The sequence below is a fragment of the Bradyrhizobium macuxiense genome (genome assembly GCF_007993935.1).
GTDB classification, from domain to species: domain Bacteria; phylum Pseudomonadota; class Alphaproteobacteria; order Rhizobiales; family Xanthobacteraceae; genus Bradyrhizobium; species Bradyrhizobium macuxiense_A.
The window spans coordinates 342,905-357,312 of the sequence record NZ_VITY01000009.1; the positions used below are offsets into that span (position 1 = coordinate 342,905).

A 14,408-nucleotide genomic window follows, 5' to 3' on the forward strand; every position below is an offset into this window, starting at 1 on the left:
GAATGGCCGTGAATGCCGAAATGAAGATGGTGCCCGTGCTGGGAAAATCGAACGTTGCCGGATGGGACCCAGGCCGCCCGTCTTCGCTCTCGCGTCGTTTCAGCATCGCGTGGTGTCCTGGCCGGCAATGAATTTCAAAGGTAAGTACTTTATTTTGCTTAATTTAATCGAAAGTAGCGGCCCTCAGCCGGCCGGGATTTCCAGGTGGCACCGTCCGCTGTTCAGGGCAACTTCGCTGCAGAGTCAGTCCTTGAGCCGCCGCCGCAGCAGCTTGCCGGCTGGTGAGCGCGGCAATTCCGTGACGAAGCTGACGTCCCGCGGCACCTTGTAAGGCGCCATGTTCTCGCGCGCCCATGCCACGAGCCGCGCCGAGTCCAGTTCAGTGCGTGGGGCCAGGACGATGAAGGCCTTGACCACCTCACCCTTCGTTGCGTCGGGCATGCCGATCACCGCCGACGCTGCCACGGACGGGTGCTTGTTCAGGATCGATTCGACCTCTTCGGGGAAGACGCTGTAGCCGGAGACCTTGATCATCTCCTTGAAGCGCCCCATGAAGGTCAGATAGCCGTCGGCATCGAGGCGGCCCATGTCGCCGGTGTGCAGCCAGCCGTTGCGCAGCGTTTCCGCCGTCGCGTCGGGACGATTGCGGTAGCCCTTGAATACGCCCGCGCCGCGGATCACGATCTCGCCTGGAACACCGGCCGGCGTGTCTGTGCCCGAATCCGGATCGACGATCCGGATCTCGTTGCCGGGCACAGGCTTGCCATGCGTGCCCCAGCGCACCGCCGTGCGTGGCATGAAAGTGTCGACCGTATGTGTCTCGGTCAGACCGTACGCGGCCTCGAAGCTTTCGCAGTTCGACGCGACGGCCTGCCATTGCCTGGCAAGCGCTTCGGTCCAGTCGATACCGAAACTGGTCACAGGATTGACGCGAAGGCTGCTCAGCTTGAAGTCGGAAATGTTCGGCAGCTGCGTGATCGCGACATTCATCGGCGCCACGCTGTACCACCAGCTCACCTGGTAACGGTCGATCGCCTGCGCCGTCACCAGCGGATCGAACCGGTACAACAGCACGGACGTCGCGCCCGCGTAGACCGGCGCGTTCACGCCCATCACCATGCCCGCGATGTGGTAGAGCGGCGCGATCGAGAGCAGGACGTCATCGGCGCCGATCCCGTTGCAGTTCACGGTCGCCGCCGTCTTGTAGATGACGTTGCGATACGACAGCATCGCACCCTTGGGCCGGCCGGTGCTGCCCGAGGTGTAGATCATCAGCGCCGTGTCGTTCATGTCGATCGCGACGGCGCCCGGCCGTGCATCGCTTGTTGTGACGGCAAGGAAGTCTTCGGTGTCGCCGGCTGTATCGACGGGCTCGGGCGCCGATCCCAGCAGTTCGTCCGGAACGCCGATCTGGGGCCGCTCGGGCAGCAGATCGGCATAGCGGACCACGAACACATGTTCGAGCTTGGTCTTGTCGCGGACCTGCCGCACGATCGGCAGCAGCGGTTCGGCCGCGACGATCACGCGCGCGCCGAGATCGTCGAGCTGATAGCCGAGTTCGTGCTCCTTGTTCAGCGCGCCGCAAGGCGAGGCGATGGCGCCGATCTTCTGGATGCCGTACTGCGCCATCATGTATTGCGGGCAGTTGTTCATGAACAGCGCGACCGGCTCGCCCTTGGCGACGCCGAGCTGTTGCAGGCGCGCCGCAAATGCATCGCTGGCGCGGTCGAGCTCGAGGAACGTGACGGCACGGCCGTACCAGATGCAGGCCGGTTTCTCGGGCCGCTCGCGGGCATGCTGCCGGAGTATTTCATGCAGCGGTCGTTCGTCGTTGCTCCGGGGCGCGCTTGTATTGGTCATTGTCGAAAAGCTCTTGTGCTCATGCCAGCTGGGAAAGGTGCAAACTGGCCGCTTCAGGGGTTATATTCGGACATTGGCACGCCCGGCTTGCGTGATCCGGCTCTCGCGTGCAGGACAGGCGAGAGAAACGCGGTGCGCCCGCAAGGGCGGTTGCGGCGAAGTGCGAACCTTTGATTGAGCGAGCCGTCTGCATGAGGAATACCAAGATGCGATCCTATCCACGTCGCGTCAACTTCGAGAGTGGAGATGTCGAGTTCCGGTTGATGGGAGCTGCCGACGAGGCCGCCACCCTCAAATTCGCCAAGGCGCTTGCCGTGCACGACATGCTGTTCCTGCCGCGGAATATCAGCGAGCAGAAGGTGCTCTCGGCATGGATCAAGGAGATCGAACGCGGCTCGATCGTCAGCCTGCTCGCGGTCAAGGATGACGCAGTGGTGGGGTGCGGTGCGATCGTGCGGGACCCAATGTCGTGGTCGGCCCATGTCGGTGAGATCAGGACCGTGATTGCCTCGCATGTGCGTGGGACCGGCATCGGGCGGGCGCTTTCCAATGAGGCTTTCGATCTCGCGCTGTCGATGGGCCTCGAGCGCCTGACCGTGCAGATGACGTCGGACCAGACCCGGGCGATCGCGATCTTCGAGGCGCTCGGCTTCCGCGTCGAGGCGCTATTGCGCGATCAAGTGAAGGACCTCCAGGGCAAGACGCACGACATCGTGGTGCTCGGTGTCAACGTGTCGGAGGTGCAGAAGCTCGAGCCGAACGGCTCATCCAGCGCGATCGAGTAGCGCGGGCTACTGCCGAAGAAGTTGCATCGCCTCCTCGCGCGGCTCGCATTCGCGACGGCGTACCTACTCATACGCGTACAGAGTGATGTCCTTTGCGGCGGCTTGCACAGGGCCGGAATTGCGTCTCGCGAGTGTTGCAAAAAATGCAACAGAAATTTGACACCTCGATCATTGATGCAACAGGCGTTCTCCCCGATGCTGGGCGGGCAAGTTGGTTCACCGTTCACCGCATTGCCTCGCAATCATTTTCCTGAGGTGTCCAGCACTATGACGTCGACCTCTTCTCCGTCCGCAGACCAGTCTGCTCAGGCAGTCGATTCCGCAAGCTCCGGCAAGCTCACATTGTTCGTTGCCGTTCTGATCATCGTTGCCGTCGCCGAGACGATCGGGATCGTCCAGTTTCGGATCGGGCCGGGCACGGTGCTGCTTCAACCGATGGTGTGGGCGCTGCTGATCGCCGCCGCATGGGGCCTTTCAGCGCGCTATCTGCCTGCCGCCGCGCGGATCGGGCCCGGACTGCAGACCTACGCGGGACAACTGCTCAACGCGGGCCTGCTGCTCTTCGTGGTCAAGATGGCATTCACGGTCGGTGGAGCGCTTCCGGAGGTGCAGAAGGCCGGCTGGGCGCTGCTGTTTCAGGAGCTCGGACATACCTTCGGCACGCTGGTCCTCGGCCTGCCGATTGCGCTTTTGCTCGGCGTCAAGCGCGAGGCGGTCGGCGCGACCTTCTCGATCGGCCGTGAAGGCAATCTGGTGATCATCGGCGAGAAGTACGGCATGAACTCGGCAGAGGGGCGCGGCGTGCTGGCCGAATACATCACCGGCACCGTGCTCGGCGCGCTGTTCATCGCGCTGCTGGCCGGCTTTGTCGCCAGCCTGCACATCTTCGACCCGCGCTCGCTTGCGATGGGCGCCGGGGTCGGTTCGGGCAGCATGATGGCGGCCGCGATCGGCACCATCAACGGCCACAACCCGCCCGAGATGGCGAAGGAGCTCATCGCGATCGCTTCGGCGGCGAACCTGATGACCGCCGTCCTCGGGTTCTATTTCGCCTTGTTCTTCTCGCTGCCGGTGTGCTCCTGGCTGTATGACAGGCTCGAGCCAGTGCTCGGCCGGTTCTCGAACTCCAGGTTGGGAGACCTCGGGCCGTCGATCGCCAGCGTCGGCGAGGCAAAGCGCGGCGCGTTCGGCTTCTCGGACTCGCTGCTCGCCTGGGTCACTGTCGCGGGCGGCGTCCTGATCGGCAATTCCCTCACCTACAAGGTGCCGCTGCTGCAATCGGGGGCAGGTCTCCTGGTCATGCTCGCCGTCGTGCTGTTGGTCGACGTTCTTGCCCGGCTGTTGACCAAGGTGCCGCACATGCTCATCCTGGTCGTGGTCACCACGGTGCTCGGCATCCCCGGCCTGCTGCCGTTCTCCAACGCGATGATCGGCTCGGTCGACAAGCTGAACTTCCTGGCTTTCACGACCCCCGTGCTGACGCTCGCCGGCTTCTCGGTGGCCAAGGACCTTCCGATCTTCAGGAAGCTGAGCTGGCGTATCGTGGTGGTCTCGCTGACGGCCGCCGCAGGCACGTTCCTCGGTGCGACATCGATCGCCGAATTCTTCCATCGCTAAGCAACGGACAGGTAGACCCCACGCATGTCAAAGGAATTTGGAATCGCCGACGATATCTGCACCCGGATGCGGGATTGGCGTCATGACATCCATGCCAACCCGGAAACCGCGTTCGAAGAGCACCGCACGGCCCAGCTCGTGGCCGATGCGTTGATGGAGATGCAGATCCCGGTCCATCGCGGCCTCGGCGGAACGGGCGTGGTCGGAACGTTGAAGAATGGCGAGGGTCCGACGATCGCGCTGCGAGCCGACATGGACGCGCTTGATCTCCAGGAGCTGGGGGACCGCGCGCACAAGTCGACACGTGCCGGCAAGATGCACGGCTGTGGCCACGACGGCCACACCACGATGCTGCTCGGAGCCGCCGTTCATCTCGCCCGTCACCGGCCGTTCCGCGGCACCGTCCATTTCGTTTTCCAGCCCGCCGAGGAGAATGAAGGCGGCGGCAGGAAGATGGTCGAGGAGGGGCTGTTCAAGCTCTTTCCGGCCGACGCGGTCTACGGCATGCACAACATTCCGAACATCTCGCGTGGAAAATTCGCGATCAGGACCGGCATTGCGACCGCCTTCCTCGATACGTTCGAGATCGTGGTGACCGGGAGCGGTTGTCACGCCGCGACGCCTGAGAAGGGCATCGATTCAATCCTGGTGTCGGCCGATCTCGTTTCCGCGCTGCAAGGCATCGTAAGCCGCCGGATCGGCGCGATGGACGCAGCGGTCGTGAGCGTCACCCAGATCCATGGCGGCGACACCTGGAACGTGGTGCCCGAAGCCGTTACATTGCGCGGCACGGTGCGGACGCTGGACGCCGAGGTGCAGGATCAGGTCGAGGCTGCCATGAAGCAGGTCTGCGCCGGCGTTGCGCAAACCCATGGCGCAAAGATTGATCTCAGCTACATGCGCGGCTATCCGGGCGTGATCAACACGCCCGCTGAAACCGATGCCGCGGCTGCGGCGGCCGCAAGCCTCGTCGGCGCCGAACAGGTGCAAACCGACATCAAGCCGGCGATGGGATCGGAGGATTTTGCCTTCATGCTGCAGGAGCGCCCAGGCGCCTATATCTGCATCGGCGCAGGCGAAACCGCCAACGATCCGCCGCTGCACAATCCATACTACGATTTCAATGACGCCATCCTGCCGCTCGGCGCCGCCTATTGGGTCGAACTGGTGAAGCAACAACTGCCTGCTGCCTGATGCTTTCGGTTTTCGACATCTTCAAGATCGGCATCGGCCCCTCGAGTTCGCATACGGTGGGGCCGATGCGCGCGGCCGGACAATTCGTCCGTGCGCTCGCGCGCGTTGGCCTTCTGGACAGAACGGTGCGGGTCCGCGCCGATCTCTATGGATCGCTGGGTGCCACCGGACGAGGGCATGCGACCGACCTCGGCGTGATCCTCGGCCTGCTCGGCGAAAAGCCCGATACGGTCGATCCGGCCCAGGTCGCACCGCGGCTTGCGGACATTCGACGCTCGGGCGAGTTGCGGCTGCTCGATGTTCATCCGGTCGCGTTCCGGCGCGGACGTGACATCGTGTTCAGGCCCGACAGCGCGCTGCCGGAACATCCCAACGGGATCCGCCTCGTGGCGTTCGCGGCCGGCGACACGCTGCTGGCGGAACGCTATTACTTCTCGATCGGCGGCGGGTTCGTGATCGAGCGCGGCGTTGACGATGCGCCCGATGGTGCCGACGGCGCGCCTTCGATCTGGCCATATCCGTTCGGCACCGGCGCGGAGCTGGTGGCGCGCGCGCAGGAGAGTGGCCGCTCGATCGCGGAAATGATGCTCGCCAACGAATGCGTCTATCGCACCGAGGCCGAGGTCCGGGCCGGTCTCCTGAAGATCTGGGATGCGATGAAGCAATGCGTCGAGCGCGGCTTCGGGATCGGCAATGCGGGCGCGGCCGAACCGTTGCCCGGCCCGCTGAACATTCGCCGTCGCGCGCCGGCGCTCTATCGCGAATTGTCGGTCCGCAACAGCGACACCGAGGGCGTCGATCCGCTCGCCGCGATGGATTGGGTCAACGCCTTCGCGATGGCGGTCAACGAGGAGAATGCAGCGCGCGGACGGATCGTAACCGCGCCGACCAATGGCGCCGCCGGCGTGATTCCGGCGGTGCTGCACTATTACGTCAAGTTCAGTCCCGGCGTGACCGACGACGGCATCATCACCTTTCTGCTCACCGCGGCCGCGATCGGCATGCTCTATAAGGCGAACGCCTCGATCTCCGGCGCGGAAGTCGGCTGCCAGGGCGAGGTCGGCGTCGCGTGTTCGATGGCCGCGGGCGGCCTGACGGCCGTGCTCGGCGGTACGCCGGCGCAGGTCGAGAACGGGGCCGAGATCGGCATGGAGCACAATCTCGGTCTCACCTGCGATCCCGTTGGCGGACTGGTGCAGATCCCCTGCATCGAGCGCAACGCAATGGGCGCCATCAAGGCGATCAACGCTGCGCGAATGGCGTTGCGCGGCGACGGCAAGCACTATGTCTCACTCGATGCCGTCATCAAGACGATGCTGCAAACCGGCGAAGACATGAAGTCCAAATACAAGGAAACGTCCTTGGGCGGACTTGCGGTGAACGTCGTGGAATGCTGACGCGAAACACGACTGCAGCGGAGCATCCGAGAACGAGCTCGAGCCGCGGGCACGGCCCTGTGGCCGCGCTCCCCCGAGGTTGGGGATAGCGGAGGCCCGTTGGCTGCCGCCAGCATTGCGAATGATTTCGATTTGGAGCTAGACTCTACATTAGGAGGAGGACGACCATGAGCGCTGGAGGGCGCCCGCAAGACGCCATGCCTGCATGCCAATTGCCGCCGGATTTCGACCAGTATGTCTATTCGGCGCAGTTGATTGCGGCCATCATTGCCGAGCTTGGCAGGCTGGACGTCCGATCGTCCGTGGCGCTGGCAGGCACGGGCCTGACCGAGGACAAGCTCGAAGCGCACACGACGCGTATCTCTTACCGGCAGATCGACGTTGTGGTTCGCAATGCGCTGCGGCTGTCGAACGACCCGACGGTTGCGCTTCGCGCCGGACAGCGGATGCGTGTGACGGCGCATGGAATGTACGGGTATGCATTGCTGAGCAGCGCGACCTATGACGATGTGCGGACCTTCGCCAATCGATATCTCCGGGTCGTCGGCCCGCTTTGCGATGCGAAATATTCGTATGACGGCGCGGCTGTCGTCTGCGCGTTCGAGCCGCTGCATTGGCCGAATCCGACGCAGGACGTGCATCGCTTCGCGGCCGAGTTCGCGCTGTCGTCGCATTTGACGACCATGAAGGATCTGGCGGGCGAATCGTTCCGCTTTTCGCAGATTTCCGTTGCCTATGGCGAACCGGCGCATGCTGGTGCCTATCAGGCAATCTTCGACTGCCCGGTGCTGTTTCAGCAGCGGGGCAATGAATACAGGTATGAGCTGTCGCAGGCCGATGGTCCGGTGGCGCTGGCGGACTCCCGCACCCACGGGATGGCGCGCGAGATGTGCGAGCAGGTGTTGTCCGAGGTCAACCAGGCGGGCGGGATCGCGGTGGATGTCCGGCGCGTGCTGATCGAGCAGCCCGGCAGATATCCGAACATCGAGGCGATCGCCGAGAGGCTTTCGATGCATCCCCGGGCGCTACGGCGGAAGCTCGAGGCCGAGGATACATCGTATCGCGAGCTCCTGGCCGAAGTGCGGACGCGCCTTGCGATCGAATACCTGCGCAAGACCGCGATGACCAACGAGGAAATCGCGAGCCGGCTGGGCTATAGCGACGCCGCCAACTTCAGGCATGCCTTTATCCGTTGGACCGGCAAGAGCCCATCCGATTTCCGGGTATCTTCGCCGATGTGAAGGCCGCGAGGGCAGTGCGGCACGGCGCTTGATCGTTCGTCATCGCGGCTGTCCATAAGTCACCTCCGAACTGGCCTCGTCGAACCTCCTCGCGGGCGAACTCCGTGCATAGACTGGCTATCGACCGGAAACGCAATGGTTGGTCAAGGGGTTGAGATGTGTGGGGCGACGCGCGGTAAGGCGATCCATCGACCGGCTTTGGCGCACCTCAGGCTCTAGCTGATTCCTCTCGGAGGCGCCTTCCGAACCTCAGCTGCGCCGCACCGCCGCTGTGGTGCCCCCGGTTCGGGCCTCGAGACTGGCCGCGCACCTCAACCGAGGGCGCGGCCTTTCTCGCGCGCGCCATGAACCTGTCAGGCATCGCCCGACGGTCAGCGTGTCATGCCAGGATCTTGCTTTCGCGCATCCCGGTGATGGCCGCGTCATCGTAGCCAGCCTCACGCAATATCTCTGTGCTGTGTTCGCCGACCGCGGGTGCCTTGCGCGGCTTCACCTTGGCCGCGCCGTCGACAAAGAACGGGCTGTCGATGGTCAACATTCCGTCGTCCTCGAACGGCACCAGCACGCCGGCCGCCAGCATTTGCCGGTCGGCGGACAGGTCGCCCATCTCGGCAACGCATTCGAAGACGATGCCTGCCTCATCGAGCCGCGCGCGCCACTCGTCGCGGTCGCGCGTTGCGAAGGCCGCATCGAACAGCGCGATCAGTTCCGCCGAGCGCGCGAACCGGTCGGCCTGCTTGGCAAATCTGGGGTCTTCGAGCAGATGGTCGAGGCCAAGGCATTTCGCCACGGTCGGAAAGTCGCGCTGCTCGTTGACGATCGCGAGCAGCAGCCAGCGGCCGTCGCGACAGCGGTAGTAGCAGCCGAGCGCATTGAACAGGTTCTCGCGCGGCGGTCGTGGCGTGAAGGTCGCCCCGCACAGCGCGGCCTGCGCCATGATGCCGTTCGACCAGACGCCGTTGGCGAGCAGCGAGGAGCCGACCTGGGTGCCGCGGCCGGTACGCTCGCGCTGATACAGCGCCACCGCGACCGCCGCGAACAGCGAAACGCCGGACGGATGATCGCCCATGCCGGCGAGCGCCCGTGCAGGTGGCGTGCTGGCGTCACTCCGCACCATGTCCATCAGTCCCGAACGCGCCCAGTAGGCAGTGACATCGAAACCCGGTTTTCCCGCCTCGTCGCCGGTTTCGCCATATCCGGTGAAGGATGCGTAGATCAGTCGATCGTTCATCGCGGCGAGCCGCTCGTAGCCGATCGCAAGCTTCCTGCGGACGGCGAGAGGATAGTTCGTGATGAACACGTCCGCGGTCGAGGCGAGGCGGTGCAGCACCGCCTGGCCTTCGGGTTTTGACAGATCGAGCGCGAGGCCGCGCTTGTTGCGGTTGTCGAGCAGCCAGCCATAGGGCTGATCGGACCTCGGCATGCCCGGCAGCTTAGGTACCTGACGGAACGCGTCGCCTGCGCCGGGCGGTTCGATCTTGATCACGTCGGCGCCGAAGTCTCCCAACAGCGTTGCCGCGGTCGGGGCGGCGATGAAGCTGCCGCAGTCGATGACCTTCAAACCCTCGAAGATGCTCATATGAGTCCGTCTCCGCTTGATTGCTTTGGGATCATCCCAGGCTCGTCGGGTCTTCACCGACCGGATGACCTTGTCTCGAAATAGCCTCCCTGGGCCTGCGATTGCATGCAGCCCGAGGCGAGCCGGTTATGTGCGATCCCTTCCGTTGCGTGCGGCCAGCACGTGCAGCAGCGCCACCTGGGTGTCGTCTCGCGCACGCTCCATCTGCGGGATCGGTGTCCTGCCGAACGATGCGGCGGCCTGGTCGATGATCCGGCGCTGCAGCGCCTCGTCGAGGTCGACTTGCGGAATCATCTTGAATGACGCGGCCATGTTCTTGCCGAGGTGCTGGAAGAACGATTCGAGCCCGTTCGGTCCGCCGCCCATGTGGAACGAGCTGAACGGCCCGTTCACGGCCCAGCGCAGGCCGATCGAGCTGGTGACGATATCGTCCAACTCGTCGACCGTGACGACGCCCTCCTGCACGAGATAGCAGGCCTCGCGCATGATCGCGCGCTGCAGCCGGTTGGCGACAAAACCCTGGATCTCCTTCTTGAGCACGCGCGGCACCTTGCCGAGCGCCTCATAGAACGCCACGGCGTCGGCGGTCGCTGCCGGATCGGTCCGGTCGCCGGGAACGACCTCGACCAATGGTATGAGATGCGGCGGATTGAAGGGATGGCCGACCAGCAGCCGGCTCGCATCCTTCATCTCTTGTGCTTGCTCTGTGGCGGGCCGCGCCGAGCTGGATGACAGCAGCAGCGCATGTTTCGGCACCGCAGCCTCGATCCGCGCCCAGACCTGCTGTTTCCATTCGGGCTTCTCCGGACCGTTCTCCTGCACGAGGTCGGCGCCGGCGACGGCGCGCGTCAGATCCGGCTCGAAGCGCAGGTTGCGCTCCAAACCCTCATGCGGCAGACCAAGCTTCAGCAGCGTCGGTGCGATCTTGATCAGCGCGGCCTTGACGACGGCCTCGATGTCGGGCTGCGGGTCGTTGATCACGACGTTGAGCCCGTGCGCGAGAAATAGCGCTGCCCAAGACGATCCGATGACGCCGGCTCCGATCACGCACACATTGCGATATCGGTTGAGCACGACGGCACGATCTGCGGATGATGGCATGGTTTCCTCCGGAGTGCCCGCTCAGCGCGGTTGATCGAGATAGTTGTGGCAGCGCTTGGCGCGGGACAGCGTCAGGTCGGTCATGATGTGGCTGCACGCGACGATCTCGCGCACCGGAAAGTCGGCCATCGGTGCCAATGCGTGGGCGAACAGCTCGAGCCGCGCCGGGCCGGTCCATGCGCCCTTGACGGTGATGTCGGTGATTTCGGAGCGCAGCAGCTCGCAGATGCGTGGCTCGCCCGCCGGCTTCGGGCTGTCATAGGTCCACAGGATTTTCAGCATGAAGGTCGGCACGCAGATCTCGGCCTTTGCCTTCTCGAGGTCCAAGGCACGGTGCTTGTAGCCCATCGTCGCGGTCGCAACCCGCAGCGTGCCGTAATCCATCGTGCCCACCAGGGTGTCGGAATCGACGTAGAGCTTCGGCTTGCCGATCACCTTTGGGTAGCCGCTGATTTCGCGGCCGGACGCCAGCGCCGGCAAATTGTCGAGATACATCGCGTGAAGGTACTCACCCTTCTCGTCGCCGAAGCGCACCTGGACCGCCTGGCCGCATTCGGTGTAGTCGCCGAGGCCAGAGGTGTCGGGCATCCGCATGATCTCCCAGCGGACCAGCGGGTCGTCGATCTCAAGCGGTTCGGGAACCACGGCGCGCAACGCTTCGATGTCGGTGCGATACAGGATGTTCAGGTATTCGCGGTTGGTGAAACGAAACGGTCCGCGGGGAAATGCCGGCGCGCCGATCGGCGTCGTCAGCTGCTTGAGAACGTCTTCCCGTCGCATCCGCTCCTCCCTTGATAACGGTTGGTCAATGCACGCCTCCGGCTGCATGCCGGTCGTCGCGCAAGGCATCGCGAGCCTAGCGATCTTGCGAAACGGAGAAAGGTGCGATTGGACCGCCGACCGGGTGACTTCCGGACGCGGAAGGCGGCGCGTACGGTCCGCACGATCCGATCATTGCGTCGCGCACGCGATCGGGCTTACGCTCGGAATGGTCGATCAATAGCAGGGGAGGAGCCTGCGGAATGCCAGGGGGCAAGCGGTCGTCATGACCAGGCAAGAGCCGCAGGTAAGCGAACCGCAAAGTCGAACGTCAGCCGGTTTTTCGCAGCGTATCTTCCCGCCGCATTCGATCGCGGCGATTGCGGCCGAGCTTGGCGGGCAGGGCATTGATCCATCAATGGTCCTTGAGGGGACCAGGCTTGGCATCGCCCAGCTCGAATCCCATACGACGCGAATATCGTATCGGCAGCTCGACACGGTGATCCGGAATGCACTGCGGCTGGCAAAGGACCCCGCTATTGCGCTGCACTCGGGGGCGCGAATGCATGTCACCGCCTATGGCATGTACGGATACGCGCTGCTGAGCAGCGCAACGCACGCGGAGGCGCGCGACTTCGCGGCGCGATACATCCGCGTGGTGGGGCCGTTCTGCGATTTTGGTCTCTCCTACAATGGTGAGAGGGTGGTGGGAACCTTCCAGCCCATGCACTGGCCGAATCCGACCGAGAGCGTGCATCGCTTCGCGGTGGAGTTCGCGCTGGCCGCGCATCTGACCACCATTCGCGACCGCTCCGGTCCGAGCTTCGGGTTTTCGCGCGTGCTGCTCGACTATGCGCCGCCGCCGTCCACTGCAGCGTATCAAAGCCTTTTTCAATGTCCGGTGCTCTTCAATCAACTGCATTGCGGATACGAATATGCGCGCAATGACGGTCCGCGGGCGCTGGCGGATCCGCGAACCCACGCCATGGCGCGGGAGATGTGCGAGGAGATACTCGGCGAGGTCAATCGCGCTGGCGGTGTCGCCGCAGATATCCGCCGGCTCTTGATCGAGCAGCCGGGTCGCTATCCGAGTATCGAGGCGATCGCCGAGCAGCTCGACATCTATCCCCGGGCGCTGCGGCGCAGGCTCGAGGCGGAGGGGACCTCATATCGCGATCTGCTTGCGGAGGTGCGCATGCGGCTTGCGATCGAGTATCTGCGCAAGACGCGCATGACCAATGAGGAGATCGCGAGCCGGCTGGGCTACAGCGACGCGGCCAATTTCCGCCACGCCTTCTTGCGCTGGACCGGCAGGAATCCATCCGAGTTCCGAAGCGACGAGGGGCTGTAACCCGGGCATATCCAGGGTAGCTCTGTCCGTAGTTCACCGCCAAATTGGCTCAATCGAACCTTTTGTGCCGCCAAGGCGCGCTTATGCTCGGTGCCGTGGTTGCGCTCGCGATCGCGTTCTCCCTACTTGGACCGCCCTCCCTCGGCGGTCTTTCTTTTGGCCGCTCCTGTCCGGAATTCACCTTCAAATACGACCAATCGAACCTTCCGCTGCCCGGTCCGGCTTACTAGCCTCCCGGACGTAGCGAGGAACCGGATTGCGGGGCTGGCAAGCAGACGCCGAAGGCGGACGAGGAAGCTCGTGTATCACCCGTCACCAAATCTCCTGCAGTGTCTCTATTCGCCGCAACGGATCGCTGCGGTGGTGGATGTCCTGTCCGAGGATGGGATCTCCGCGTCGCGCACGCTCGGCGGCGCCGATTTGAGGAGTGCCGACCTCAGGGATTCGTCCGTGCGCGTCTCCTATCGGCAGGTCGAGACCGTGTTTCGCAATGCGATGCGGTTGTCGCGCGATCCGGCGATCGCGTTTCGTGCCGGCGCACGAATGCATGTCCTGGCTTACGGCATGTATGGTTATGCCATGCTGAGCAGCCCGACCCGCGCCGAAGTCATTGACTTCGCGGCCAAGTACGGCCGCGTTCTGGGTACAGTCGCCGACATCGACTTTGCCCGCAAGGACGACACGGTGAGCTGCCTGTTCGACCCTCTGCTCTCTCGCGATCCGGCTCATGACGTCTATCGATTCGCGCTTGAGTTCGCCTTTGCGGCCTATCAGACGCTGAGCCGAGACATCTATGGCGGCTCGTTCCGCTTCTCGAAGCTCAGCGCCGCCTACACGACGCCGCCCCACGCCAAAACCTACGATCGCATCTTTCAGTGTCCGGTCGAGTTCGGCCAGTGCAAGAACGTGATGGAGTTCGACACGGCCTGGATCGACCATCCGGCGGCCCGCCCCGACGAGATGACCAGGGCAATGGCGGGCCGAATCTGCCATCAGCATCTTGATCGGATCCGGCGTGACGATGGCCTCGCCGCCGACATCAGACGACGGCTGCTCGAACATCCCGGCCGCTTTCCGAGCATCGAGGCAATGGCGGCGGAGCTCGCGATTCATCCGCGGACATTCCGCCGCAGGCTGCAGCTGCAGCAGCAGACGTACCGGCAGATCGTCTCCGAGGTCCGCATGCAGCTCGCGCTCGGCTATCTGCGCAACACCCAAATGACCAATGACGAGATCGCGGCGCGGCTGGACTACAGCGACGCGGCGAATTTCCGCCACGCCTTCGTCCGCTGGACCGGCAAGAGCCCGTCGGACTTCCGCAACGGCCGGGCATCGAGCCTCGCAGCACGCGTGCAGGAATCATTGGCGGATGTCCCAAACTAACCGCTCAAGCGGGCCAATTGCACCTTTTACCCATCTGACCTGCCCGATAGCGTTTTGAGACCAAAAGAATGCACGGCTGCGCGGTCGGATTGATATGGAGCCGCTCGCGAAGCACGGCAGCGATCAAAAATGACGGGTCGT

11 protein-coding genes are annotated in these 14,408 nt (G+C 64.0%); 7 read left to right on the forward strand and 4 right to left on the reverse strand.

Annotation, left to right across the window (positions count from 1 at the left end; genetic code table 11):
- Nucleotides 1-243: 243 nt before the first annotated feature.
- Nucleotides 244-1,860, reverse strand: coding sequence for an AMP-binding protein (locus tag FBZ93_RS24735; RefSeq protein ID WP_146989277.1), 1,617 nt, complete (start codon nucleotides 1,858-1,860; stop codon nucleotides 244-246).
- Nucleotides 1,861-2,051: 191 nt separating this feature from the next.
- On the opposite strand from FBZ93_RS24735, the gene FBZ93_RS24740 reads away from it, so the two are divergent.
- The 5 genes from FBZ93_RS24740 (at nucleotide 2,052) to FBZ93_RS24760 (ending at nucleotide 8,094) form a co-directional block, all read left to right on the forward strand.
- Entirely contained in the window at nucleotides 2,052-2,645 is a 594-nt protein-coding gene (locus tag FBZ93_RS24740) for a GNAT family N-acetyltransferase (protein ID WP_146989279.1), read from the forward strand.
- 342 nt (nucleotides 2,646-2,987) lie between these two features.
- Entirely contained in the window at nucleotides 2,988-4,262 is a 1,275-nt protein-coding gene (locus tag FBZ93_RS24745; protein ID WP_246667629.1) for a DUF3100 domain-containing protein, read from the forward strand.
- Nucleotides 4,263-4,286: 24 nt separating this feature from the next.
- Nucleotides 4,287-5,456 carry a M20 aminoacylase family protein gene (locus FBZ93_RS24750; protein WP_146989283.1) on the forward strand — a complete coding sequence of 390 codons (1,170 nt, stop codon included), beginning with the start codon at nucleotides 4,287-4,289 and terminating at the stop codon, nucleotides 5,454-5,456.
- Complete coding sequence (locus FBZ93_RS24755; RefSeq protein ID WP_146989424.1) at nucleotides 5,453-6,853, forward strand: L-serine ammonia-lyase; 1,401 nt, start codon at nucleotides 5,453-5,455, stop codon at nucleotides 6,851-6,853. Before FBZ93_RS24750 ends, FBZ93_RS24755 begins: the two co-directional genes overlap by 4 nt.
- A 167-nt stretch (nucleotides 6,854-7,020) precedes the next feature.
- Nucleotides 7,021-8,094: an AraC family transcriptional regulator gene (locus FBZ93_RS24760; protein WP_208764052.1), complete on the forward strand. Its 1,074-nt coding sequence runs from the start codon at nucleotides 7,021-7,023 to the stop codon at nucleotides 8,092-8,094.
- A 379-nt stretch (nucleotides 8,095-8,473) separates the two neighbouring features.
- Here the strand turns inward: FBZ93_RS24760 and FBZ93_RS24765 are convergent, their stop codons facing one another.
- From FBZ93_RS24765 to FBZ93_RS24775, 3 genes are all read right to left on the reverse strand, one after another.
- Entirely contained in the window at nucleotides 8,474-9,673 is a 1,200-nt protein-coding gene (locus FBZ93_RS24765) for a CaiB/BaiF CoA transferase family protein (protein WP_146989284.1), read from the reverse strand.
- Between the two features lie 126 nt (nucleotides 9,674-9,799).
- Entirely contained in the window at nucleotides 9,800-10,774 is a 975-nt protein-coding gene (locus tag FBZ93_RS24770; RefSeq protein ID WP_146989286.1) for a 3-hydroxyacyl-CoA dehydrogenase NAD-binding domain-containing protein, read from the reverse strand.
- A gap of 21 nt (nucleotides 10,775-10,795) precedes the next feature.
- Complete coding sequence (locus FBZ93_RS24775) at nucleotides 10,796-11,554, reverse strand: acetoacetate decarboxylase (RefSeq protein ID WP_146989288.1); 759 nt, start codon at nucleotides 11,552-11,554, stop codon at nucleotides 10,796-10,798.
- Nucleotides 11,555-11,819: 265 nt separating this feature from the next.
- Here FBZ93_RS24775 and FBZ93_RS24780 point away from each other — a divergent pair, with 265 nt between their 5' ends.
- Together FBZ93_RS24780 and FBZ93_RS24785 are read left to right on the forward strand one after the other, a co-directional pair.
- Nucleotides 11,820-12,884 (forward strand): AraC family transcriptional regulator, encoded by a 1,065-nt coding sequence (locus FBZ93_RS24780; RefSeq protein ID WP_208764053.1) that lies wholly within the window; start codon nucleotides 11,820-11,822, stop codon nucleotides 12,882-12,884.
- A gap of 300 nt (nucleotides 12,885-13,184) precedes the next feature.
- The gene (locus tag FBZ93_RS24785) at nucleotides 13,185-14,267 is read left to right on the forward strand and encodes an AraC family transcriptional regulator (protein WP_246667630.1); all 1,083 of its coding nucleotides are present in this window, start codon (nucleotides 13,185-13,187) and stop codon (nucleotides 14,265-14,267) included.
- The last annotated feature ends 141 nt before the right edge of the window (nucleotides 14,268-14,408 follow it).

Coding starts and splice junctions, on each gene's coding strand:
- FBZ93_RS24770 (WP_146989286.1), bottom strand. CDS start 10,774: ATGCCATCATCCGCAGATCGTGCCGTCGTGCTCAACCGATATCGCAAT.
- FBZ93_RS24750 (WP_146989283.1), top strand. CDS start 4,287: ATGTCAAAGGAATTTGGAATCGCCGACGATATCTGCACCCGGATGCGG.
- FBZ93_RS24780 (WP_208764053.1), top strand. CDS start 11,820: ATGACCAGGCAAGAGCCGCAGGTAAGCGAACCGCAAAGTCGAACGTCA.
- FBZ93_RS24765 (WP_146989284.1), bottom strand. CDS start 9,673: ATGAGCATCTTCGAGGGTTTGAAGGTCATCGACTGCGGCAGCTTCATC.
- FBZ93_RS24760 (WP_208764052.1), top strand. CDS start 7,021: ATGAGCGCTGGAGGGCGCCCGCAAGACGCCATGCCTGCATGCCAATTG.
- FBZ93_RS24740 (WP_146989279.1), top strand. CDS start 2,052: ATGAGGAATACCAAGATGCGATCCTATCCACGTCGCGTCAACTTCGAG.
- FBZ93_RS24735 (WP_146989277.1), bottom strand. CDS start 1,860: ATGACCAATACAAGCGCGCCCCGGAGCAACGACGAACGACCGCTGCAT.
- FBZ93_RS24775 (WP_146989288.1), bottom strand. CDS start 11,554: ATGCGACGGGAAGACGTTCTCAAGCAGCTGACGACGCCGATCGGCGCG.